The organism is Rhizobium sp. BR 314 (assembly GCF_047445805.1).
In the GTDB taxonomy this organism is placed as follows: domain Bacteria; phylum Pseudomonadota; class Alphaproteobacteria; order Rhizobiales; family Rhizobiaceae; genus Rhizobium; species Rhizobium lusitanum_B.
Genome location: NZ_JARWLA010000006.1, coordinates 1 through 23,319, shown reverse-complemented (window position 1 = coordinate 23,319; position 23,319 = coordinate 1). Strand labels below are relative to the sequence as shown.

The following is a 23,319-nucleotide window of genomic DNA, read 5'->3' as shown; positions in this document are numbered from 1 at the left end:
CCAACAGTCCTAACGTTGGGCCGATTGCGAGAACATTGCATCAATTGGCCACAAACTGGCCTTAAGCGGCCGACGGGAAAGTCAGCCGGAAGGCTGCGCCGCCGCTCGAGCCTTCCAATACAGAGACCTGTCCGCCATGGAGTCTCGCAATCTCCTGCACGAGGTTGAGGCCGAGGCCGAACCCCTTGCCGTAGCCGGTAAGCCGATGAAACGGCTCAAAAATACGCCCACGTTGGTCGGCCGGAATTCCCTTGCCCTCATCCGTCACGGTGATACCGGTCGCTCGACTAACATCGACAGTAATGGCGCCCTTCCGCCCGCCATGCTGGATCGCATTCTGCACGAGATTGGCAACTGCGCGCTCGAGGGCGACGCGATCGCCGATGATTTCGACTGCGTCCTCATCCGCATGGAAACAGGGTTCGTAGTTGGCAGCGATCGCAAGCGGAGCCAATTCGGATACGACGTGACGCGCCACATCGACGAGGTTGACCGGAGCGGGTTCAAATCGATGATTGAGCCGCTGCAGATCGAGGAACTGCTCGGCCAGCGTCGCAAGCCGTACGGTATCCTCGAAGATCCTCTCCTTCAGCGGACCGGGGGGCAGGCCATCGAGACGCGCCTGCAGGATCGCGACAGGCGTGCGCCACTCATGCGCCAGGTGAGCAAAAAGCCGCTTCTGGCGCTCGTGGCCCTCATCCAATCGGCTCAGGGCGTCGTTGATCGCTTCGACCAGCGGCAGGATCTCCTGGGGAACATCTTCGACGGGCAGCCGTGTCCCCTGCCGATCGACATCGATCTGGCCGGCACGGGTAACGGCGGAATCGAGCGAGGAAAAAGCGCGGCGAACCACCAGCGGCGCCGCCACCATCGTCGCGACGGCAGTAACAATGAGCAGCGGCAAAAGAGTGCTGAAAAAGACAAGACCGGTCGCGGCCATGGCCCTCGATGGCGATACGCTGCCTTCAACACCCGTCAGAACCTGTATCTCGCCTACCGGCGAGCCGACCCATTGGAGCCGCGCGACCGGGACGATATTTCCGCCGAAATTGCTGCCGAAGCGGGCCTGCCCGATACCATCGAGCGTACCGCCGATGCCGGCATAGGCCTGCGGCACCTTCCCCTCCGTGACCGTCGAGCCGGCGTGGTCTCTTACCACGAACCAGAGATCGGGTAGCTCGACGCGTCGTGCCGCAAGCGCCGGTGTGCTTTTTACACCAAGTGCGCCGTCCTTGGCGCGCTCAATCGACTGCGCAATCGCATCGATGGTCTCATCCTCCGGCTGAAGCGAGATGACGCTTCCAGTCATCCAAAGGGCACCCACGATCAGGATGGCAAGAATACTAAGAAGAACCGCCTGCAGCGAGGCGAGCCGCAGCACCAGGCGCCATCGCAATGAGGGCTGGCCTCTGCTCATGAGGTCTGCTTCATGAGATAGCCGACACCCCGCACCGGGTGGATCTCGAGGCCGGCATCCGCAGCGATGAGCTTCCGCCGCAAGCGGGATATATGCGCATCCAGCGAGTTGGACTGGATATCGTCCTCGAAACCATAGACGGCCTCTTCGAGCATGTGCCGCTGAACCGTACGGCCGATCCGGCGGGCCAGCGTTTCGAACACCAGCAGTTCCCGGCGCGGCAATTCGAGCCGGTGACCGGCCACATGCGCCTCCCGGCAACCGAAATCGTAGGACATTCGCCCTAGATTGACCACTTCGACGCGAACATCGCCCGGCCGGCGCATGACGGCACGCAATCGCGCAAGAAGCTCCTCGATTGCAAAAGGCTTGACGAGATAGTCGTCGGCCCCGGTATCGAGGCCATCGATGCGGTCGTCAAGCTGCCCCCGCGCCGTCAGTATGATGACGGGAGCACTCACGCCATTGCCACGAAGTCTGGGAATGAGCGACAGGCCATCGCCGTCAGGCACCTGTCGGTCGAGAAGGATGACATCGTATATGACGGCCTTTGTTGCCTCTTCCGCATCGGCAAGCGTTATCATGTGATCGACAACGGCATCGCGGGAGCGCAGCGCACTACACAGCGCGGACGCCATCTCCGGCTCGTCCTCAAGCAGCAGTATTCGCAATGTCCCACCTCTGCGCAAAGAATGCCTGCATTGCATAGGCGCATTGCAAGAACATTGCGACCCCGATCTTGTCGCCCCCCTGTCGCTGCTGCGGAGGCGGAAGGACCAAGGCGATAGGGCTGGCATTTGGGCCGTGGATCAATAGCTGCGCGTCGACAGGGGAAGGCATCGCTTGCCTTCCCCTGTCGGGATTCAGACGCGAACGCGCAAGAATTGTAAGCCATGGCGCACAAATGCACATGGCTCCGTTCTGCGAGCCATGCTCTTCACATGCCTGGCTTGCGAGCAAGGGACGCTGCTCGAACCCGGTCCCTTTGCCCGGCCTTTTGCCGGAAAACACCCACCGGCATCCACTCCGGATCAATCGAAGCGACGCAGATGCGGCGGCATGAAATACGGTGAACTCGACCTGGTCAACCGGTCGGAAAGACCGATATCGCGAAGCTGGTGGTCCGAGAGATCAGCTACCTGCATGCGCGTCTGACGCTGCCGCCAAATGACGAACAGCAGGGCACCGGCAGTCCTCCATGCACCGAATTTCTGGTACAGTTCATCGACCGTTGCCGTCAGGTTTTCGGCAACTACTAATTGTGAAGACGTCATTATATTTTCCAGGTGCAATTAAGCAGCCCGGTCCTCTTGAAGCTCGACTGGCCTCAGGAGCTGACACGTCTGCGACGCGCCAAATTATTCCCGTAGCAAGTCATATAGGTTTAGTGGGAATTTGCCCAAATGGCAGCAGATAAAGCGTTTTGGGCTTTAATTATAGAGTCGTCGAGAATTTGGTCCGACACAGACCAAGGTCATCGAGATCATTCCGCCAGTGGCGTTTGTAAACATTTGATGATGATGCATTTCACGCCTCCTGTGTTTGATTTGCGGACGAGCGTATAATACGCAAGATCCGATATTCGGCAACCCCACAATTTCGAATTGCAGAGATCTTGCTCATTCTGTTGCTCTGACGCAACAGTGACTTTCCCGCGCCATGGCACGACCACAGAGATCAAAACGCACAGGAGGGTCCGTTATCAGCTCCACTCCTGTACGCCCGAATTCGTCAAAACGAATTGACGATGCCGCCACCAGTCCGCATCTGCTGCACCATGATATGGGCGTGATAGTGCATGGCGCACTTGATTGCGTAGATCTGCAATATGACCGGAGATCGCCGATGCCGCAAGAGCTTGAAAAACCGCTGGCGATACACGGCCCGCAGATCTGCCTCCTTCACTCTGCGCATCAATCGGACGAAAATGCCGACCGCTTCCAAGGCCCATGTCGCGTTGAGAGCGAGCAGCCGCAGCGGATGACGACGTAGATGGCGTAAGCGGGTGCTTTCCGGCTTGATGTTGCCATCGATATAGAGGGCATCGAGCCGATCGAAATAGGCAGACGGCTGATGCAGGTCGCTCAGCACCGAAAGATACCCATCCCGGAGCATTTCGCGGGAGAGATTGAGCGGAATGACGTTGGTGCCGTATGCCGGCGGATCGTCGTGATCGAGCCGCCCCTCCTTGGCGAGGCGCGTGTAGAGCGGCGTCTTCGGAATAGCGGCCAGCATGCCGATCATGGCGTTGACAATGCGCGCATCCTTGATGAAGACGCGCTGAGCATCGAAGATCGTAGCGTCGTCGCTGTCGAAACCGAGGATCATGCCACACCAGACTTCCATGCCGGTCTGCTGGATGGAGTGGATCTTTTCCAGCATCGTGCCGCCTTTGCGAAGATTCTGCAGCTTCTTGGTCTCGCGCAGCGCCTCCTCATTCGGCGTCTCGATGCCGATGAAGACGACGCGAATATTGGCGTCGACCATCAGCTGCATCAGTTCGGCATCGTCCGCCAAATCGATCGACGCTTCCGTCAGGAAGGTCATCGGATAGTGACGGCTTTCCTGCCAGGCGACGACATCGCGCAGGACTTCCTTGATCGCCTTCTTGTTGCCGATCAGATTGTCGTCGACGATGAAGGCCGTATCCATGCCGGACGCCAGCAGCGCCTCCATTTCGGCGATGACCTGGGCACTCTGTTTGATGCGCGGCTTGCGGCCAAAGACGACGATAATATCGCAGAAATCGCAAGTGAACGGACAGCCCCGTGAGAATTGAACGCTGCCGACCGCATATTCGTCCATTTTCAGGAGATCGAAGCGCGGCACCGGCACTTTGCTCATATCCGTCTTGTCGGACTGCTCATAGCGCCGTGCGTGGCTGCCTTCCTCCCATTCGAGCAGGAACTTCGGCCAGGTCTCTTCCGCTTCGCCGATGAAGGAGACATCGACAAGATTGCCGAAATAATCTTCCTTGACCGTGATCCAAGGCCCGCCGACCACGGTGAAGCAATTGCGCCCTTTGAGCTCGGTCAATATTTCCGTCATGCGGAAGCGCTGGACGATCATCCCCGTCAACGCGACGATATCAGCCTTCTCGCACAGATCGAAGTCTATGGGTTCGATGTTCTCGTCCACAAGGGTGACGGTATGTTCCGAAGGCGTGAGCGCCGCCAGCAACGGCAGGCAGGCCACCGGCAGGTTGGCCTTAACATCGAACAGCGGCAGTGCATGTTCCATGCCCCAGTAGGAGGTTTCGAAACGCGGATTGATGATGACGATATGAGCCATTGAATATGCCGCCTCATGACTGTGAAGATCTGCTTCTGTATCATGTCAAGCTTGCATGCCATTCCCCCCGCTTGCGCTGCAACAACGAAGCAGGTCTCCAATATAGAGGCGGCACCCTTAGCAGCCCTATATGAGCCGAAGATTAAATTGGCTTGGCGAAGCGTGCAATGGCGATACGGTGTTTCCGGCTGTCGAGAAATTTTTCAGACGGTAATGTCGAAATGTGGAGGGCGCGACCGTCTTTACTGAGACGGGTTGCGAAACACGGACACCGGATGCTTCCCGTCGCGGGTCGAACCATTGAAGAGGAGCCGGGAGATGAGTTCGTCATATCGTTGGGTGATTGTCAGCGCAGGCGCGCTGATGACCTGTGTCGCACTTGGTACAATGTTTTCTCTCGCCATCTTTCAGGTGCCTATCGCCACCGATACCGGCTGGTCACATGCCGGCATCGCAGCCGCTATGACATTGAACTTCCTCGTGATGGGGCTAGGAGCGTTTGCATGGGGCGCTGCGAGCGATCGCTTCGGCATCCGTATCGTTGTCGTCATTGGCGCGTTGCTGCTCGGGCTTGCACTGGTGCTGGCGAGCCGCGCCACCTCGCTCCTGCAGTTCCAGCTGACGTACGGCATTTTGGTCGGGCTTGCAGCCAGCGCCTTTTTCGCGCCGATGATCGCAGCAACAACCGCTTGGTTCGAGAAGGGCAGAAGCCTTGCGGTATCGCTGGTGTCGGCGGGCATGGGCGTCGCCCCGATGACGGTATCGCCTTTCGCCCGTTACCTGATTTCCGCCTATGATTGGCGTTTCGCCATGCTGCTGATCGGGATCATGGCGTGGGTCCTTCTGATACCGGCAGCGTTGCTGGTGCGCCGTGCGCCGGTCCTCGCCGAAGAGCCTGGGACCAACGGGCAAATGGCTGAGCAGAATCTGCCGCTTCGGCGGATTTTCCGTTCTCCGCAGTTCCTTGTTCTGGGCGCCACCTTCTTTGCCTGCTGCGCGGCGCATTCCGGCCCGATCTTTCACATGGTGAGCTACGCGACGATCTGCGGAGTGGGACCTATGGCCGCCGTGAGCATCTACAGCGTCGAGGGTCTGGCCGGTCTTGGTGGACGCCTGTTCTACGGCACGCTTGCGGATCGACTGGGCGTCAAGCCCGTGCTGATTGCAGGGCTTCTGGTTCAGGCCATCGCGCTCGCCACCTATTTGCGTGTCAGCGAACTTGGCGAATTCTATGCCCTGGCCGTTGTCTTCGGCAGCGCTTATGGCGGTGTCATGCCCCTCTACGCGGTACTTGCCCGCGAATACTTCGGACCGCGGGTCATCGGCACCGTGTTCGGCGCCGCATCGATGCTGTCGAGCATCGGCATGGCGGCCGGCCCGCTGATCGGCGGCTGGATATTCGATAACTTCGGCAATTACTCGTGGCTCTTTCTCGGATCCTCGATGGTGGGGTTGGGCGCAGCCGCCGTTGCGCTCGCATTTCCGCCCATGCAGCGCCTGCGGCTGCAGGCAGCATAGTCCCTACCTGAAGCGACAGGAATTCCCACGCTTTTGCCTGGCCGGGTGCGTCAACTTTCGATGCGCCCGGCTTCCATCTTTGCGAATAAATCAAGCACAGTCATGCCGGATGGTGATATATTCGTATTCCTTGATGCTTACACACAGTTATTCATAAGCGCCGGCAGTTGCAGGCATTGCAATTTTCAATTTTTAGCCAAAACTCGCGGCTGCATCAGGTGCGTGATCTCCTCGGGGAGGAAATCGGGAGAGCACCCACTGGCGCGACATTCCGCGCTTATTCGGCCGGAAAGTTCTGCGTAATTCATCATGGGGGACATGAGACAGATCGATTGAAGATGTCCCTGGTGCAATTGGGAGGATTGAGTAATGGCAACCACGTCCATGGCCGAGACAACGGGTCGAGGCATGACGAGGGAAGAGAAGAAGGTCATCTTCGCCTCATCCCTTGGAACAGTGTTCGAATGGTATGACTTCTATCTTTACGGATCCCTGGCTGCCTTCATCGGCACGACCTTCTTCAGTGATTATCCGGAGGCAACCCGAAACATCTTCGCCCTGCTCGCCTTTGCGGCAGGCTTCCTCGTCCGGCCGTTCGGCGCCCTGGTCTTCGGTCGCATCGGCGACCTTGTCGGACGCAAGTACACCTTTCTCGTCACGATCCTGATCATGGGTCTTTCGACCTTCCTGGTCGGCGTTCTTCCCGGATCGGCAAGCTGGGGCATCGCCGCCCCTGTCATCCTTATCATCCTGCGCATGCTGCAGGGCCTTGCGCTCGGCGGCGAATATGGCGGGGCCGCCACCTATGTCGCCGAGCATGCGCCGGACGACAAACGCGGCTATTATACGTCATGGATCCAGACGACGGCGACCCTCGGGCTTTTCCTGTCACTGATCGTCATCCTGGTCGTTCAAAACGCCATGGGTAAGGATGCCTTCGCCACCTGGGGCTGGCGCATTCCTTTCCTCGTATCCTGCCTTCTGCTCGCCATCTCGGTCTGGATCCGCATGTCGCTTAGCGAATCCCCGGCCTTCAAGAAGATGAAGGAAGAAGGCAAGGGATCCAAGGCGCCGCTCTCTGAGGCCTTCGGCCAATGGAAAAATGCCAGGATCGCGCTTATCGCGCTGCTCGGCCTCACCGCCGGTCAGGCTGTCGTCTGGTATGCCGGTCAGTTTTATTCGCTGTTCTTCCTGCAGAACGTACTGAAAGTCGATGGCCAGTCGGTCAATATCATGATCGCGATCGCGCTGTTCATCGGCAGCGGATTCTTCGTGTTCTTCGGCTGGCTTTCCGACAAAATCGGCCGCAAGCCCATCATCATGGCAGGCCTTGCGCTCGCAATCCTCACCTATTTCCCTCTGTTTAACGCGCTGACACGGGCCGCCAATCCGGCTCTTGCCCAGGCGGAGCAGACCATCCATGCCACCGTTACGGCAGCACCTGGCGATTGCACATTCCAGTTCAACCCTGTGGGAACGGCGAAGTTCAACAATTCCTGCGATATCGCGACCTCGTTCCTGTCGAAGTCATCCGTTCCCTATACGATTGCCGATGGCCCTGCGGGTCAGCCGGCAACGGTCAAGGTCGGCGACGCGACGATAACATCCTATGATGCGACCGCCGCCGGAAAGGACGCCGCAGCCAAGGGCGTCGCTTTCACCCATGACATGAACCTTGCGCTGCAAAAATCCGGCTTCCCGCTGGCGCGCGATCCAGCCAAGGTTCCCGACGCAAAACTCGATGCCTTCATCGCAGCAAACCCTGAACTCGGGCTCAACGCAGCCACGGTTCGAGCTGGCGAAAAGACCGTCACGCCGGTCGCCGATCTCGTCAAGGCCAAGCTTTTGACGGCGGAGCAGGCAGGCGGCGCGACGGACATGCCTGTCTATACCATCGCCAAAGGCGGTGCCTTCAAGATGGTTGCCGACCCCGCAGGCATCAATTGGCCGCTGACCATCCTCATTCTGACGATCCTCGTCATCTATGTGACCATGGTTTACGGTCCGATCGCCGCCATTCTAGTGGAGATGTTCCCGACCCGCATCCGCTATACCGGCATGTCGCTGCCCTATCATATCGGCAACGGCTGGTTCGGCGGTCTGCTTCCGGCAACCGTTTTTGCCATGAGCGCAGCCAAGGGCGATATCTACTATGGCCTTTGGTATCCCATCGCGATCGCCGCAATGACACTGGTCATCGGCCTGATCTTCGTGCGCGAGACCAAGGGCGTCAATCTCGACTCGATCAACTAAGGACAATGTGGCCCGGCGCAGCAAACTGCGCCGGGTTCTCGTTCCATTCCGGCGCCCGCATCGCGCGCAGCAGAAGCCCCTTTTTCCTCCCATGATCTCCGTGTTGTATGTTTCGATAGCAACGTCCTTGCGGTTGAAAAATACCCGTATAGGCGGCTCGCCTTGCACCCGCACGCGCCATCAATGGCGGAAATAGAAAATTATTTCCATAGAATAAGTGATGAAAGGAAGATCGCCCTTGTGATCGGATAGCAGAAGCTTACGAGTGTCGCAGACTTTCATCGAACCTGCCTCCATGACCCTGCTGACCATCCAAAATCTGTCCCGTGCTTTCGGCTCGACGCAAGCCCTGGTGAATGCATCTCTGACAATCGACAAGGGCGAGATCGTCGCGCTGATGGGCGCCAACGGCGCCGGCAAATCGACGCTGGTAAAGATCCTGTCCGGCATTCATTCGGCCGACGCGGGCAGCATCCTGTGGAACGGCAGGGAGTATCGTGCCGATAGCCCAGCGCAGGCAGTGGCTCAAGGCATCGTCACCGTGCACCAGTCCACTGATGTTGTCGGCGTCGCCGGCCTTTCCGTCGCGGATGCGCTGCTGCTCAATCAGTTCGTCGACGGGCGGCAACCGTTCTTCCTATCGCGCCGTTCGGTCCGAAAGAGAGCTGCCGCGATATTGGAGGAGGCAGGTTTTGACCTTCCGTTTGACCGGGATTTCGGCGATCTTGGAACCGCCGACCGGCAAATGGTCGCCATCGCCCGCGCCCTATCGAACAAGGCGCAACTGCTGATCCTCGACGAACCCACAGCGAGCCTTTCGGCAAGAGAGGCAACCCGGCTCTATGAAATCGTCCGCCAGCTGAAGGCACGCGGGATCGGCATTCTCTACATCTCTCACCGCACCGCCGATCTCGACGCGCTCGCCGATCGCGTCGTCATCCTGCGCGGTGGACGCAATGTCGGCGCCTTTGCCCGGCCGATCGATTTCGACGCAGCCATCGAGACTATGATCGGCCGGTCGATGAAAGCCGCACGCCCGCATCGGCGCGAACAGTTCGACCGGACAGTGCTCCAACTTCAGGGTATCGGGCTATTTCCCGACAGCCCATCCTTTGACCTTTCGTTGCATGCGGGCGAAGTCGTGGCCGTAACCGGGGTGCTCGGCGCAGGCAAGAGCCGGCTGCTCTCGGCGCTCTTCGGCATAGAACGTTTTGCAACCGGCGGAGTGCTGCTGGACGGCAAGCCCTACGGGCCGCGTTCGCCGGCCGAGGCCATCGCGCGCGGCGTTGTCTTGGCGGCCGCGGACCGTCACCGCTCTTCACTAATGCCACCAGACTGGCCGGGCGAGAGCATTGCAGCCACGATCAGTCTGCCGCACCTGAAGCAATGGTATGCATCCGGCTTCCTTTTTTCCGGGCGGGAAACCCGCGAGGGAGAAAAGGCCATCGGCCGACTTGGCATCAAGGCATCGGGACCGGATGCATCGGTCTGGTCGCTTTCGGGCGGTAACCAGCAAAAGGTCGTGTTGGCGCGCTGGGAGGCCGAACCAAGCCGGCTGTTGCTTCTCGATGAGCCGTTTCAGGGTGTGGATGTCGGCGCTCGCCAGGACATCATCGCAGCCATACGTGCCCACAGCGATCGCGCCACGTTGATTGCGACGTCAGATCCGGAGGAGGCGCTCGAAGTCGCCGACAGGGTGTTGGTCATGGAACATCATAGCCTGAAGGACGTCACACCGACGACCGCTGATATCAAGCAAAGCGAGGAATACGCCAGATGAGCGACGGTAGCGTCCAAATCGGGGAAAAAGGAAAGTCGGCACGCGAAGCGTTCTCGCTCAAGGAACTTGTCCGGCGGGGCGCGGTGTTTTTCCTGCTCTTTGCCCTGATCGTCATCTTCAGCTTTGCCCAGCCGGCCTTCATCAACATCAACAATCTGATGAGCATCCTGCAGGCAGTCTCCGTCGTCGCCATCATTGGCGCCGGTGTCACCATCACGCTTGCAATCGGTGGCTTTGATTTGTCGGTCGGTGCAGTTGCCGCCTCGAGCGTCATGGCCGCCAGCTACGCGATGATCGTGCTCGATCTCAATGCCTATCAGACTGTGCCGTTGGTGCTTGTGTTCGGCGCGCTCGTCGGGTTCGTCAACTCCTTTCTGATCGTGCGCCTAAAGGTGCCGGATCTGCTGGCCACCCTTGCCACCATGTTTCTCCTGACCGGTCTCCAACTGATCCCCACCGCCGGGCGCTCGATCTCCGTAGGCTTGATCCTTCCGAGCGGGGCCACCGCGACGGGTAAGGTCGACCCGGCATTCCTGACCATCGGCAGGTCGAGCCTCTTCGGAACCATTCCCCTGCCTGTCATCTTCATGCTGGTCGTCGCGCTCGTGCTCGACGTCCTGACGGAGCGTACCCGGCTTGGGCGCCTCCTCTATGCAACCGGCGGCAACGAAGCCGCGACGCGGCTTGCAGGAGCAAACGTGCCCCGTCTGAAGACCATCGCCTATGTGATGTCGGGCGTTCTTGCGTCGCTCGGCGGCATCATCGTTGCCGCGCGTGTCGGACGCGGCGACGTTTCGTCCGGCGCATCATTGCTGATGGATTCCGTTGCCGCTTCGCTCATCGGCTTTGCAGTGCTCGGTCTTCGGCGGCCAAACGTCCTTGGAACCACGATCGGCGCAGTCTTTGTCGGCATTCTCCTCAACGGCCTGACGATGCTGAACGCGCCGTATTACACCCAGGACTTCATCAAGGGCGCCGTGCTCGTTGGTGCGCTTGCACTGACCTATGGCATCAGCCGCGGCAAGACGTAAAGGCTGCGGGAACACTCACTCCAACCTAAAGCTCAATGGATTTTCAATGATGAAATTGCTCAGCACAATCGCAGCCGCCGTCGTCGCCGGTTCGCTTCTGACAACAGTCGCATCGGCTGCGGGCCTCCCCGGCGCACCTGCCCCCTTCGACAAGAAGGCGGTCAACATCGCCGTCGTCAGCTTCCTCGGCAGCGGCGACTGGCTGCAGGCCTTCGAGGCCGGCGTCAAGCGGCAGGCCGATGCCCTTGGTGTCAATCTCACTGTTTCGGAGGCCCGCAACGACAACGACACGCAGCGCAATCTAATCGAGCAGGCGATCAACCTCGGCGTCGACGGTATCATCATCAACAATGGCCGCCCTGAAGTCCTCAAGGACGTCGCGCAAAAGGCTCTCGACAAGGGCATCAAGGTCGTCGCCTATGACGTCGATCTCAACAATCCGCAGGTGCCGCAGATCGAACAGAGCGATAAGGACATGGCCAAGCTGATTCTCGATCAAGCCGTCAAGGACAAGGGCGAAGGCTTTACCGGCGGTGCCGTCTATGTCGCCGGTTTTGCGCCGCTCGACCGCCGCTATGCCGTCTGGAAAGATTTCATTGCCAAGCACAACTTGAAGGAAAAGGCCGTCTGGGGCGTCGTCAACGACACCGTTCCGGCCTCCGTCGCCGACCAGACCAAGGCGGCACTGCGCGCCAATCCGGATATTTCGGTGATCTTCACGCCCTGGGATGAATTCGCAAAGGGCGCGAAGCTCGCAATCGACGAACTCGGTCTCTCAAGCCAAGTGAAGATCTATGGCGTCGACACCTCGACCGCTGACATCCAACTGATGGTCGAGCCGGACAGTGCGTGGGTCGCGACTGCAGCAACCAACGCCGCCGTCGTCGGCGAAGTCTCAGTCCGCGCTGTCTCGCTTGCAATTGCAGGCCAATCCCTGGGCCGTTCCGTCCTCCTCCAGCCGACGCTCATCACCCGCGACGATCTGGTCAACAACAACATCGGCACGATTGAGGAACTGCAGCAGAAGTTTCCTGCTTTCCTCAAGAGCGATGCGGCAACGGCATCCTGGATTCCGGCAGCGAAAAACTAAATCGCGCCACCATTGGCCAAATGTGCCGCTCCGCCTTCCGGAGCGGCATTTCTTGTTTTCAGAAGACATGTGAGGAAGACCCATGCCATCGACCGAGCTGCGAAAGCCGGATTTCGCCCGCAACATGAAACTCATCGGCCATAGCGATGTCGGTGGCCGCGGCGATGGGCTGCAGCTGATGGTTCACCGCGGCTACGCCTATGTCGCTCACCCCTGGTCGCAAGGTTTTTCGATTGTCGACGTTCGCGATGCAAAGAACCCGCAGACGGTGAACTATGTGGCGGCACCGGCAAACACCTGGAACATCCATCTGCAAACCGATGATGACCTGTTGCTGGTCATCAACGCTCTCGACCTGTTCGCAGATGTGGAGACGTTCACCAACGAGAAGATCTACTACACGCAATCGGTCGGCGAGACTGTTGCCTCAAGAAAGCGCGAGCGCGCCTGGACGGCTGGCATGAGCGTGTTCGACATCTCCGTTCCGGACAGGCCGCGCAAGATCGGCCAGCTTGATGTCGAAGGCGTCGGTTTCCACCGGCTCTGGTATGTCGGCGGCCGCTATGCCTATGCCTCGGCGCTGCTCGACGGCTTCACCGACTACATCTTCGTCACCATCGACATTGCCGATCCGACCAAACCGCTTCTCGTCGGCCAATGGTGGCTTCCCGGCATGAACCGGGCGGCAGGAGAAGCGCCTGACTGGGGTGACGGCAAGCGCTATGCCTTGCACCACGCGCTCGTCCACGGCGATACGGCCTATGCCTGCTGGCGGGACGGAGGCTTGACGCTTCTCGACATCAAGGATCATTCCGCGCCCAAGCTCATCAAGCATCATAACTGGTGCCCACCCTATGGCGGCGGCACACACTCACCGCTGCCGCTTCCGGGCCGCGAGCTGCTGGTGGTGGCCGATGAAGCCGTGCTGGACAATGAGGAGGACGGCCGCAAGCACACCTGGATCTTCGACATCCGCGTGCCGGAAAACCCGATCAGTATCTCGACTTTCCCTACCCCTGCCGAGATCGACTATACCAAGAAAGGCGGCCATTTCGGTCCGCACAATCTGCACGAAAACCGGCCCGGCTCACTTGTCTCCGAAACGCTGATCTTTGCCACCTGGCAAAACGCCGGCATTCGCGCCTTCGACATTTCCGACCCATATCATCCGGTTGAAACAGGCGCGCTTGTCCCGGCAGGCCCAACTGTCATGACGGACCGCCGCCTCGGCCGGCCAAAGGTCATCCAGTCCGCAGACGTCTTCGTCGACGCAAACGGTCTGATCTACGCAACAGACTACAATGCCGGTCTCGAAATCATCGAATATGGCGGCTGAGCAAACTGCTCTGCCTGTCGCAAGGTGATCTGCCCGGCATATCGGGCAGATCGTTAAAACCTCTTAGACCAGTTCCTCATGCGAGGGCTTTTCCCAGAGATTGATGCCGCCTTCGACGGCGTAACGATCGATCTCGGCAAGCTCCTCGGGGCTGAAGCTCAGGTCGTTGAGAGCGGCCACGTTTTCTTCTACCTGCCGCGCCGAGCTTGCGCCGATCAATGCCGACGTCACGCGCGGATCCCGGAGAACCCAGGCGATGGCGAGCTGGGCAAGCGATTGGCCGCGGCGCTTGGCGATCTCATTGAGAGCGCGGGCGCGTTCGATGTTCTCTTCTTTCAAATGCTCCGGCCGCAGAGGGTCGCCACCGGGTCGATTGACGCGGGAATCCTGCGGGACGCCATTCAGATATTTGTTCGTCAGCAGGCCTTGAGCAAGCGGCGTGAAGGCAATGATACCCGCTCCGACCTCGTCCGAGGCAGCGAGCAGATCCTTCTCGACCCAGCGGTTGAAGAGGTTGTAGGACGGCTGATTGATCAGCAGCGGCACCTGCCGCTCCTTCAGCAACGCGGCGATTTCGCGTGTCTTGTTGCCTGAATAGGAGGACACGCCGACATAGAGCGCCTTGCCCTGCCGGACCGCCTGCGCAAGCGCATCGGCCGTCTCTTCCAGAGGCGTCTCGGCGTCGAAGCGATGGGAGTAGAAAATATCGACATAGTCGAGGCCAAGCCGGTTAAGACTCTGATCCAGGCTCGAAAGCAGCGCCTTCTTCGATCCGCCGCCACGGCCGTAGGGACCGGGCCACATGTCCCAGCCTGCCTTGGACGAAATGATGAGTTCATCGCGATACCCGGCCAGGTCCTGTTTCAGGATATGGCCGAAATTGATCTCGGCGCTTCCCGCCGGCGGGCCATAATTATTGGCGAGATCGAAATGCGTGATGCCGAGATCGAAGGCCTTGAAGAGGATTGACCTCTGAGTATCGAGAGGCGTCGCATCGCCGAAATTGTGCCAAAGGCCAAAGGAAATTGCCGGCAGCTTGAGGCCACTTCGGCCGACCCGGCGGAAATGTGCCGAGTCATAGCGTTCCCGATCGGGATGGTAGGTCATGAATTCTCTTCCTGTTGGTCATATTGTGCCGACACCAGCGGGGACTGGCCAAAAGCCTGTCGCGCTCGCCCTTACAACACCCCGAGAATGGCAGAGTCCAATCGAATAAAAAGCCATTCCATGTTTTTTATCTCGTCATTCGGAGATGTTTTTTCCAGAGCCAAATGCATCCGCGCATATGACCGGCATAGAGCGGCCGATGCGATCATCATGCCAAGGCGCCCGCCATCTTGCTTACGCATCCGAACCAAAACGCGCCCGATAAAAGCCGGGGGTCACTCCAAGATGTTTGAGAAATGCCCGATGTAAAGTATCCAGGCTTTTGAAACCGGAACGCTCGGCAATCCGCGCAAGCGACCAATCCGAGGTTTCAAGCAGTGCCTTGGCGCGATTCAGTCTCGCGGTTTCCACAAATTGCGCCGGGGTCGTGCCCGTTTCCTTGCGGAAACTGCGCGAAAACGTGCGTTCACTCATCCCTGCCCGGCTTGCCAATGCCGGGATAGACAAATCGTCCGCCGGCGCCTCAATAATCTCGTTCAAAAGCTTGCGCAGCTTCGGTGTCGCATTTGTCTGAATGGAGAGACTGGTGCTAAACTGGGATTGCCCGCCTGGCCGGCGCATGAACAAGACCATTTGGCGTGCGACGGCCAGAGCCGCCTGCGGGCCGCAATCAGCCTCGACAAGTGCCAGGCACAAATCGATGCCGGCGGTAATGCCCGCCGAAGTGTACACCGGCGGTGCGGCAACGAAGATCGCATCCGGCTCGATTTCGATTTGCGGCCGCAACTCCTTCAGAAGAGCGCAGGAGCTCCAATGGGTGGTCGCACGTCTGCCGTCGAGAAATCCGCCGGCGGCAAGTATGAAGGCGCCGGTGCAAACACTCGCCATGCGTCGGGTGACGGTTTTGCGCGAATGCAGCCAGTCCAACAGAGCCGAGCCGAATATCACTTGCCGCAGCCCGGTTTCGCTTCCACCGGCCAGTATGATGCTATCGAGATCGACGGGCAGTTGCTCCAGCGCCGTTGTCTCGCCGAACACCAGTCCTCCGGCCGAACTGCTCTTCACAGCCCCACCCGCCGGAGAGGCAAGGACAACCTCATAGGGAGGCACTCCCAGCGGCAGATAAAAGTTCGCCATCGCAAACACTTCCATCGGGCCGACAATATCGAGCGCCTGGACGCCATCATAGCCGATGACGGCGATACGTTTGGGATGAAGGGCGGGTTCCTGCATTGGCGTAAATTGCGATATCTTTGACATTTCCGCCAGTCGGCTCCGCGAATAATTCTCCAGTCGAGAACATCGCACCTTTGGACTATCCCATGTATCGCCTCTATCTCAGACCCTTCCTCCTTTTCCTGTTCGCATTCGGCACCATCGGCTGGGCTTCGATTACCTTCGCGGCGGGCCAAAACCCGATCCAAATCCCACCACTCAAAGCGCACCGAACACGACCCCTCATCGTCATCGTCGCGGACAACAAGGGCACCGAGACGACGGATCTCGTCGTCCCCCATGGCATTATCCGCAGCGCCGGCATCGCCGACCTACTCGTGGTTTCGACCCATGCGGGCGTCGTGGATCTGATGCCTGCACTGAAAATCCGACCGGACACGACCATGTCGGATTTCGATCGGGAACATCCGGAAGGTGCCGACATCGTCATTGTCCCGGCCATGCATGACGATCGCAACCGCAATGTCATCGCCTGGATCCGTCAACAATTCTCGAAACGCGCAATGGTCGTCTCGATTTGCGAAGGCGCATGGCTTGCGGCACGAGCAGGTGTTTTTGACGGTAGGCGCGCCACGACCCACTGGTACGCTTTCGACAAGATGAAGCGCACCTTTCCCCGGGCGAATTGGGTTCGCAACCAGCGCTATGTCGTCGACGGCAATGTGGTGAGCACGACGGGCGTCACGGCCTCGATCCCGGCTTCACTTGCGCTCGTTGAGGCGATCGGCGGACGGGCTAAGGCGCAATCAGTCGCAGCCGGCCTTGGTGTCGACGGATGGAGTGCAGCTCATGACGCGACGCCGTTTCGCATGACCACGGGCCGGCTCTGGCGCTTCGCTGCCAACTATCTCGCCTTCTGGGGCCATGAGACTATCCGCTTGCCGGTGCAGGATGGCTTCGACGAAATCGCTCTGGCACTGGCCGCTGATGCATGGTCCAGAACCTTCCGTTCGCAGGCGCTCGTTGTCGAACAGGCGGCATCTATTCGCTCGCGCAATGGCCTTGTGCTGGTGCCCGATGTTTCCGCGGAAAACAGCGCTTCCAGCATGGAAATTCCCCTGCTTCCGCCCGCGAGAATTCTCGACGACGCGCTATCTCAAATCGCCGCGCGCTACGGCTCGCGAACATCCGATATCGTCGCATTGCAGCTGGAATATTCGACAAGGCATTGAGTCAGGCGCAAGCGACGAAAGATCTGTCGTTGGGTCGGACCAAGGTTTGAGCCGCATGCTTGCGCGGTGCGGCTCAAACCTGCCTGCCGCTAGAGCAGTTTTTCCAGTGTAATCGGCAAGTCGCGGATGCGCTTGCCAGTCGCATGGAACACGGCATTGGCGATGGCTGGCGCCACGCCGACAATACCAACTTCGCCGACGCCCTTGCCCCCGAGCGCCGAGGCATTGTGATCGGGCACGCCGACGGAGATCACCTGGATATCCGGAATGTCCGAATTGGTCGGCACGAGATAGTCGCCAACATTGTTGTTGACGGTTCGTCCGTTGCGCTGATCGATCAACCCTTCCTCGAGAAGCGCCTGACCGATGCCCATGATGATGCCGCCTCGCCACTGGCTTTCGACCAGCTTTGGATTGTAGAGGCGGCCGCAATCGAAGGCGGATACCATGCGGGAGACGCGCACCGTGCCGAAATCCTCGTCGACCCGCACTTCGGCAAAATGGGCGCACCAGCTGTGCAAGGAGAAGTCGCCCATGGTCGGGCCCTGAACCCTGGCCATCGTCGTCCAGGCCTGAAGCTGCTCCTGCGCGTTAGCGCCATCCGGCAAGGTATTGCGCCGAACTTCGATCTCCCCACGCTTGAGGGCGGACATCAGTTCCGCGAGCGTCAGTGACGGCGCTTCGCCGCGCGGAGCAGCGACGCGCCCCTCGGCAAAGTTCAGCGTGTTCGCACCCGTATCGCGGAAAGGCGAATTGGCATCGCTGAGCGCTAGGCCGATAAGCTCATCGCGCGCCGCGACCGCAGCCTTATGAACAGCCCCCATGATCGACCCGGCGAGCATCGAGCCGCCGGCGATCGCCGAACCGGGTAGGCGTGAATCGCCGAGATGGACTTCGACCTGATCCACTGGAATGCCGAAGACCTCCGCGGCACTCTGGGCAAGGATGGTATAAGTCCCCTGCCCCATGTCGATGGCACCGCTGACGACTTCCACGCGGCCATTGGCGAGAATGCGGATCATGGCCTCGCTCGGCGCCCGGATGACCGGGAAGGTGCCGCAGCCGATACCCCAGCCGATCAGCGTCTTGCCGTCGCGCATCGAGCGCGGCGTGTGGCTGCGCCGCGACCAGCCGAAGGCCTCGGCGCCCTCGGCCAAGGCTTCGCGGAGCCGGCGCGTCGACCACGGCTTGCCGGACTGGTAGTCGTGATCGGCATAGTTCTTCAGCCTGAGCGCGAGCGGATCCATGCCGAGCCTGTAGGCGAGTTCTTCGATGGCGCATTCGATACCGTAGGCGCTTGGGTTCTTGCCCGGGCCACGCAGGGCCCCGGGCGTGACGCTGTTGACCGGCACGATGCGATGCTCCGACGAGAAATTCTCGACCTTGTAGAGGATGGACGTTGCCGCACCCGTCTGCTCAGGCCAGTCGGCATAAACCGAAGTCTCGCTGGCGCCGCGGTGGACGATCGCCTGCAGGATGCCGTCTTCCGTCGCGCCAAGCGCAATCTTCTGTCTGGTTCCGGCGCGACCGCCATAGCTCGTGAAGTTTTGCGGCCGGGTGACCGCAAGCTTCACTGGCCGGCCAAGCTTTCTTGCGGCCACAATCGCAACAGCACCATAAGCGAGCGGCTGCCCCTTCGATCCGAAGCCGCCGCCGATGAAGGGTGAGATGATCCGGACATTCTCATAGGGCATATCGAACCATTCGGAATACATGCGCGCCATGCCGTGCGACCATTGGGTTGGCTCCCAGATCGTCAGCTGATCGCCGTCCCATTTCGCCGTCAGGCCATGCGGCTCCATCGCGACGTGATATTCGCGAGGCGTGGAATATTCGGCCTCGATCCTAACCGGTGATGCCGCAAGCGCCGCCTCGGCATCACCCCAGGCGATCGAAAGCGGCTCCACGAGCTTGCCCTCACCGGCATTCGGATCGTTGAGATCGGCGACATGCTCGCTCGCCTCATAGGTGACCTGCACCAGTCTGGCCGCTTCTGTCGCCTGCTCGCGACTTTCCGCCACGACAGCGGCGATCGATTGACCGTTGAACTGCACGTCGCGCGGCAGCGGATAATAGGGTCCATCGACCGGCTTGTTGCCGCCCCAGTCAGCCGAAAGCTTGAGGCCGAGATCGTCGTCCGGAGTCAAAGCCAGCAGCACGCCTGGCATGGCGAGCGCTGCCGAAACATCAACCTCCAGAACACGGCCAGCCGGGATCGTACTTTGCACAAGGACGGCGTAGGCGAGGTTTTCGACAGGGTATTCCAGCGCATAGGTGGCGGTTCCCGTCACCTTCATATTGCCTTCAAAGCGCGACTGGCGGCCACCGATCGTGCCGTCGGAAGCAGCGCCATGTTTGCGTGGTTCCATCATGGTCATGCGAGGCCTCCTATCTGCAGAATGGCGCGGGCGAGAACGCGCGGCGCAAGTTCGATCTTGTAGCGGTTGCTGCCGTGAGAAACGGCACCCTCCATGGCGAGACGGCTGGCTTTTTCCACGAGCTCGGCGCTCAGGCCCTTACCGACAAGCGCCTGCTCGACATCGCGCGCGCGCCAGGGCTTGGTGGCGACGCCGCCGAGCGCGATACGAATATCGCGGACAGTCCTGCCATCCGCTTCCAGCTCAAGGCCGACAGCGGCACTCGCGGCAGCAAATTCGTAGGATTGCCGATCGCGCACCTTGATGTAAGTGGAATTCCGGGCAGCGGCGGACACCGGGATAGTGACAACGGTAATGATCTCGCCGGACTGGAGAACCGTTTCTTTGTTCGGCGTATTGCCAGGAATGAGGAAAAAATCTTCGATGGCGATCTTACGACTATTCGTTTCGACCGCCGCATCGAATGCGACGAGGGCCACTGCCAGATCGCCGGGATAAGAAGCGATGCAAGCTTTGCTCGTTCCGAGCACAGCGTGATTACGCGTGACGCCGCCGATCGCCGAGCAGCCGGAGCCGGGACTGCGTTTGTTGCAGGCGGGAAAGGCACCGGGATCGCGAAAATAAGCACAGCGCGTCCGCTGCAGGAGGTTGCCGCCGATGGTCGCCATATTACGCAGCTGGGCGGAGGCAGCAAGTGACAGCGATTCCGAGACTGCCGGGAAAGCCGCACGAACATCCTGGTGATCTGCAACCTCGCTCATCCTCGCAAGGGCACCGATCGTGGCGCCGGCGACGTCGATGGTGATGCCGCCCATGCCGGAAAGATGGGTGATGTCGATGACCGTCTCTGGCTCAGTCACCCCGCATTTGGCGAGGTCGAGCAAAGTCGTGCCGCCTGCAAGCAGCATGGCGCCGGCCTGTTGCGCCGCGTGGGCGGCTTCGGCTGTCGATGTGGCACGGACATACGAAAAGTTTCGCATTACGCTACCTCCGCGGCCTGGCGCACCGCCGCAACAATGCTGTTATAGGCCCCGCACCGACAGAGATTGCCGGACATATATTCACGGATCTCCGTATCGGAACCGGCATGTCCCTCGCGAATACAGGCGACCGCCGACATGATCTGGCCCGGTGTGCAATAGCCGCACTGGAAAGCGTCATGCTCGATGAATGCCGCTTGCACTGGATGCAGATCCCCCGTCTCGCCGATGATTCCCTCGATCGTCGTGATGGCACGCCCTTCGACTTGCGCGGCAAGCGTCAGACAGGAAAGCACGCGCTTGCCGTCAACATGGCAGGTGCAGGCGCCGCATTGGCCCTGATCGCACCCTTTCTTGGTGCCGGTCAGCGAAAGATGCTCGCGCAGCGCATCCAGCAAGGTCACGCGTGGCTCGAGATCGAGTTCGTGGCGCTGTCCGTTGATATCAAGTGCAATATGAATGGTTCGTGTCATGATAAGCTCCTGCCATCGTCACGAAGATCAGCCGTACGAGATCTAGAATAATCTATTCGACGGTCTACCGGTTGCTATAGGATATTTTCAGGAAGACGAGGCCGGTGGCTTGCTTCGCGAACACAGCGCTCATCAGAACTAGGGAACGAAAGACGCCGCAGATAAACGGAGGCGCCTCCGTTTAAATTAATGCCTGGCGCTCTTTCGTCAAGCCCTGATCGGCTCCTGAGCGTTTTTCCGGATTTCCGAACGGTTTGGCGCGATTAGGCGTGGATGTGACAACCGGCCTTTATCAGCCGCACCGCCCCTTGTGGGGGGCAGTGCGGCGTGATTAACTCACCTGCGAAGAACGCGTCGGCGTTTGAAAGCTTCCACACCTAGCCGTGACTCACCCCGGCTCTCAATGGCCAAGGAAGGCGCGATGAAGCTTCTCCTCACCTCTGGCGGCGTCAGCAACCAGAGCATCCGCAACGCCCTCATCGACATGCTGGGCAAGTCGATCGCCGAATCCACCGCCCTGTGCATCCCCACCGCGATGTACGGCATGCTGCCGAGAACCGCGGTCATGACGTGGCGACAGATCGCCGGGCAGACGTCAACGCCCATGGTCGAGTTGGGATGGAAGTCCATAGGAATGCTCGAGCTGACCGCATTGCCGAGCATCGACGAGAATAACTGGATCCCCTTGGTCCGGGAGACCGATGCCCTGCTGGTATGCGGCGGCGACGTCCTTTATCTGCACCATTGGATGCTTCAGTCCGGCCTGGCGGATCTGTTCCCATCGCTCAGCAAGACGGTCTATGTGGGATTGAGCGCAGGCAGCATGGTAATGGCTCCGCACGTCGGCGACGAGTTCGTGGGCTGGAAACCGGCCGCCGGCGGGGACAGCGCGCTTGGCATGGTCTGCTTCTCGATCTTCCCGCATCTGGACAATCCCGCGTGCCCGGAGAACACTATGGCCGACGCCGAGAAGTGGGCTGCGCGCCTGCCGGTGCCGGGCTACGCAGTCGACGACGAGACGGCTATCAAGGTGGTGGACGGTGGCGTCGAGGTGATTTCCGAAGGGCACTGGAGGCTCTTCGAGCGCTGAAGCAAACTCATGGAAGCAGAAAGCCGGGACACAGCCCCGGCTCCCGAATCTATTTTGGAAATCCGCGCAGCGGAAAGGCAGCTCTCGGCGATTAGCCGTTTTGATCGCCACTATTGTCGGCGGCCGGCTTCTCTTCTTTTTCTTTCAGCACGTCCGTCAGCTTGTTCACGCCCTCAAAACCCGCGACCGCAGCGGCAGCCTTCGTCAGAATGCCTGCATTCGGATCGACAGCGTCTACGGCGTCTTCAGCGGCAACGGCGCCAGCTACTTCTTCAATCAGCTTTCCGATACCCATTTTAAGCTCCTGTTTTTTCGCTCTGCTGCTGGATTGCGGCGTTCGAGCGTTATGAACACCTCGTCCCCGGCATTTGAAAGGTCACAGACTTCCACATGAAGGCAACCTTTCCGTCCTGAGGCAAGGCATGGTTCTCCCCGGCTCTCGCCATTTAGGCAACCAAGCTGAAAGCGCCCTTAAGCCAGAGTGACGCGAAAATGAAATCAGCCATTTGCGGAGCGATATCATCATCCGCTCTGGCGTCTCGCCTGTCGTACCGTCATAACCGCCTCACAGGTCCGGATTATGTTTCAGGGAATCTTGAGGAACGCCCAAGCTATTTGAACAAGGGAACCTTTGTGCATGACAGTCTCCCGCCGCGTCACCGCCCTTACCGCCTCTTTTCTCCCCCTTCTCTTCGCTCCCGCCTTTGCCGATTCCGATGTGTTGTGGAAGATCGTGCATGACAAATGCGCCGTCCAGACCGCGCCCTGCCTCTCAGTGAACACGGGCGAACACTATGCGATCCTCAAGGACTTGAGAGGCATCGCGCAGGTTCTTCTGATCCCTACCGACAAACTCACCGGCATGGAAAGTGCCGCCCTCCTCGATCCCGCGACGCATAATTTCTTCGCCGACGCGTGGACTGAACGGGCCAATGTCAACGCCCGCCTGCCACACGCCGTCCCGCGGGATGGCTTGAGCCTTGCCGTCAACGCGCAGCAGGCCCGCTCGCAGAACCAGCTGCACATCCACGTCGACTGCCTCAGCGCCGATGCCCGAGCCGCCTTGAAGGCGGATGCGGACCGTGTCGGCACGGATTGGACGCCCCTTCCCGATACCATCGCCGGACATCAGTTCACGGCGCTGCGGGTCAAGGGGCGGGTCAAGGG

At 59.8% G+C, this 23,319-nt stretch carries 19 protein-coding genes; 9 read left to right on the top strand and 10 right to left on the bottom strand.

The features are described 5' to 3' along the window. Positions 1–61 precede the first annotated feature (61 nt). The 4 genes from QD461_RS10360 to QD461_RS10345 all read right to left on the bottom strand — a co-directional run bounded on the left by QD461_RS10360 (position 62) and on the right by QD461_RS10345 (position 4,708). Positions 62–1,417 (bottom strand): sensor histidine kinase, encoded by a 1,356-nt coding sequence (locus QD461_RS10360; protein ID WP_414087678.1) that lies wholly within the window; start codon positions 1,415–1,417, stop codon positions 62–64. Next, complete coding sequence (locus QD461_RS10355; protein ID WP_414087677.1) at positions 1,414–2,088, bottom strand: response regulator transcription factor; 675 nt, start codon at positions 2,086–2,088, stop codon at positions 1,414–1,416. Before QD461_RS10355 ends, QD461_RS10360 begins: the two co-directional genes overlap by 4 nt. A gap of 360 nt (positions 2,089–2,448) precedes the next feature. Then, complete coding sequence (locus tag QD461_RS10350; RefSeq protein WP_414087676.1) at positions 2,449–2,691, bottom strand: DUF1127 domain-containing protein; 243 nt, start codon at positions 2,689–2,691, stop codon at positions 2,449–2,451. Between the two features lie 457 nt (positions 2,692–3,148). After that, the gene (locus QD461_RS10345; RefSeq protein ID WP_414087675.1) at positions 3,149–4,708 is read right to left on the bottom strand and encodes a DUF4070 domain-containing protein; all 1,560 of its coding nucleotides are present in this window, start codon (positions 4,706–4,708) and stop codon (positions 3,149–3,151) included. A 318-nt stretch (positions 4,709–5,026) separates the two neighbouring features. On the opposite strand from QD461_RS10345, the gene QD461_RS10340 reads away from it, so the two are divergent. The 6 genes from QD461_RS10340 (at position 5,027) to QD461_RS10315 (ending at position 13,716) form a co-directional block, all read left to right on the top strand. Next, the gene (locus QD461_RS10340) at positions 5,027–6,226 is read left to right on the top strand and encodes an MFS transporter (protein WP_414087674.1); all 1,200 of its coding nucleotides are present in this window, start codon (positions 5,027–5,029) and stop codon (positions 6,224–6,226) included. 369 nt (positions 6,227–6,595) lie between these two features. Next, the gene (locus QD461_RS10335) at positions 6,596–8,479 is read left to right on the top strand and encodes an MFS transporter (RefSeq protein WP_414087673.1); all 1,884 of its coding nucleotides are present in this window, start codon (positions 6,596–6,598) and stop codon (positions 8,477–8,479) included. Between the two features lie 295 nt (positions 8,480–8,774). Continuing rightward, positions 8,775–10,259 carry a sugar ABC transporter ATP-binding protein gene (locus QD461_RS10330; protein WP_414087927.1) on the top strand — a complete coding sequence of 495 codons (1,485 nt, stop codon included), beginning with the start codon at positions 8,775–8,777 and terminating at the stop codon, positions 10,257–10,259. Beyond that, positions 10,256–11,290, top strand: a complete 1,035-nt coding sequence (locus QD461_RS10325; RefSeq protein ID WP_414087672.1) for an ABC transporter permease — start codon at positions 10,256–10,258, stop codon at positions 11,288–11,290. The genes QD461_RS10330 and QD461_RS10325 overlap by 4 nt, the downstream gene beginning before the upstream one ends. Before the next feature lie 46 nt (positions 11,291–11,336). Next, positions 11,337–12,380, top strand: coding sequence for a substrate-binding domain-containing protein (locus QD461_RS10320; protein ID WP_414087671.1), 1,044 nt, complete (start codon positions 11,337–11,339; stop codon positions 12,378–12,380). A gap of 82 nt (positions 12,381–12,462) precedes the next feature. Continuing rightward, entirely contained in the window at positions 12,463–13,716 is a 1,254-nt protein-coding gene (locus QD461_RS10315) for an LVIVD repeat-containing protein (RefSeq protein WP_414087670.1), read from the top strand. A 63-nt stretch (positions 13,717–13,779) separates the two neighbouring features. Here QD461_RS10315 and mgrA read toward each other — a convergent pair whose 3' ends face one another. Further along, positions 13,780–14,823 (bottom strand): L-glyceraldehyde 3-phosphate reductase, encoded by a 1,044-nt coding sequence (gene mgrA, locus QD461_RS10310; RefSeq protein ID WP_414087669.1) that lies wholly within the window; start codon positions 14,821–14,823, stop codon positions 13,780–13,782. Between the two features lie 234 nt (positions 14,824–15,057). Next, the gene (locus QD461_RS10305; protein ID WP_414087668.1) at positions 15,058–16,083 is read right to left on the bottom strand and encodes a GlxA family transcriptional regulator; all 1,026 of its coding nucleotides are present in this window, start codon (positions 16,081–16,083) and stop codon (positions 15,058–15,060) included. Between the two features lie 62 nt (positions 16,084–16,145). Between QD461_RS10305 and QD461_RS10300 the strand changes: the two genes are divergently transcribed. Then, positions 16,146–17,231 carry a DJ-1/PfpI family protein gene (locus QD461_RS10300; RefSeq protein ID WP_414087667.1) on the top strand — a complete coding sequence of 362 codons (1,086 nt, stop codon included), beginning with the start codon at positions 16,146–16,148 and terminating at the stop codon, positions 17,229–17,231. A gap of 89 nt (positions 17,232–17,320) precedes the next feature. Here QD461_RS10300 and QD461_RS10295 read toward each other — a convergent pair whose 3' ends face one another. The 3 genes from QD461_RS10295 to QD461_RS10285 are packed head-to-tail and all read right to left on the bottom strand — an operon-like array spanning position 17,321 to position 21,062. After that, positions 17,321–19,609 (bottom strand): xanthine dehydrogenase family protein molybdopterin-binding subunit, encoded by a 2,289-nt coding sequence (locus tag QD461_RS10295; RefSeq protein ID WP_414087666.1) that lies wholly within the window; start codon positions 19,607–19,609, stop codon positions 17,321–17,323. Next, a complete protein-coding gene (locus QD461_RS10290; RefSeq protein ID WP_414087665.1) occupies positions 19,606–20,589 on the bottom strand; it encodes an FAD binding domain-containing protein in 984 nt (327 codons plus the stop codon). The genes QD461_RS10295 and QD461_RS10290 overlap by 4 nt, the downstream gene beginning before the upstream one ends. Then, positions 20,589–21,062, bottom strand: coding sequence for a (2Fe-2S)-binding protein (locus QD461_RS10285; protein ID WP_414087664.1), 474 nt, complete (start codon positions 21,060–21,062; stop codon positions 20,589–20,591). Before QD461_RS10285 ends, QD461_RS10290 begins: the two co-directional genes overlap by 1 nt. A gap of 421 nt (positions 21,063–21,483) precedes the next feature. Between QD461_RS10285 and QD461_RS10280 the strand changes: the two genes are divergently transcribed. Beyond that, positions 21,484–22,152: a Type 1 glutamine amidotransferase-like domain-containing protein gene (locus QD461_RS10280; RefSeq protein WP_414087663.1), complete on the top strand. Its 669-nt coding sequence runs from the start codon at positions 21,484–21,486 to the stop codon at positions 22,150–22,152. A gap of 91 nt (positions 22,153–22,243) precedes the next feature. Here the strand turns inward: QD461_RS10280 and QD461_RS10275 are convergent, their stop codons facing one another. Further along, positions 22,244–22,447: a hypothetical protein gene (locus tag QD461_RS10275; protein WP_414087662.1), complete on the bottom strand. Its 204-nt coding sequence runs from the start codon at positions 22,445–22,447 to the stop codon at positions 22,244–22,246. Between the two features lie 342 nt (positions 22,448–22,789). Here QD461_RS10275 and QD461_RS10270 point away from each other — a divergent pair. Continuing rightward, positions 22,790–23,319 (top strand): CDP-diacylglycerol diphosphatase (locus QD461_RS10270; protein ID WP_414087661.1); only part of this gene is annotated, 530 nt, incomplete at its 3' end.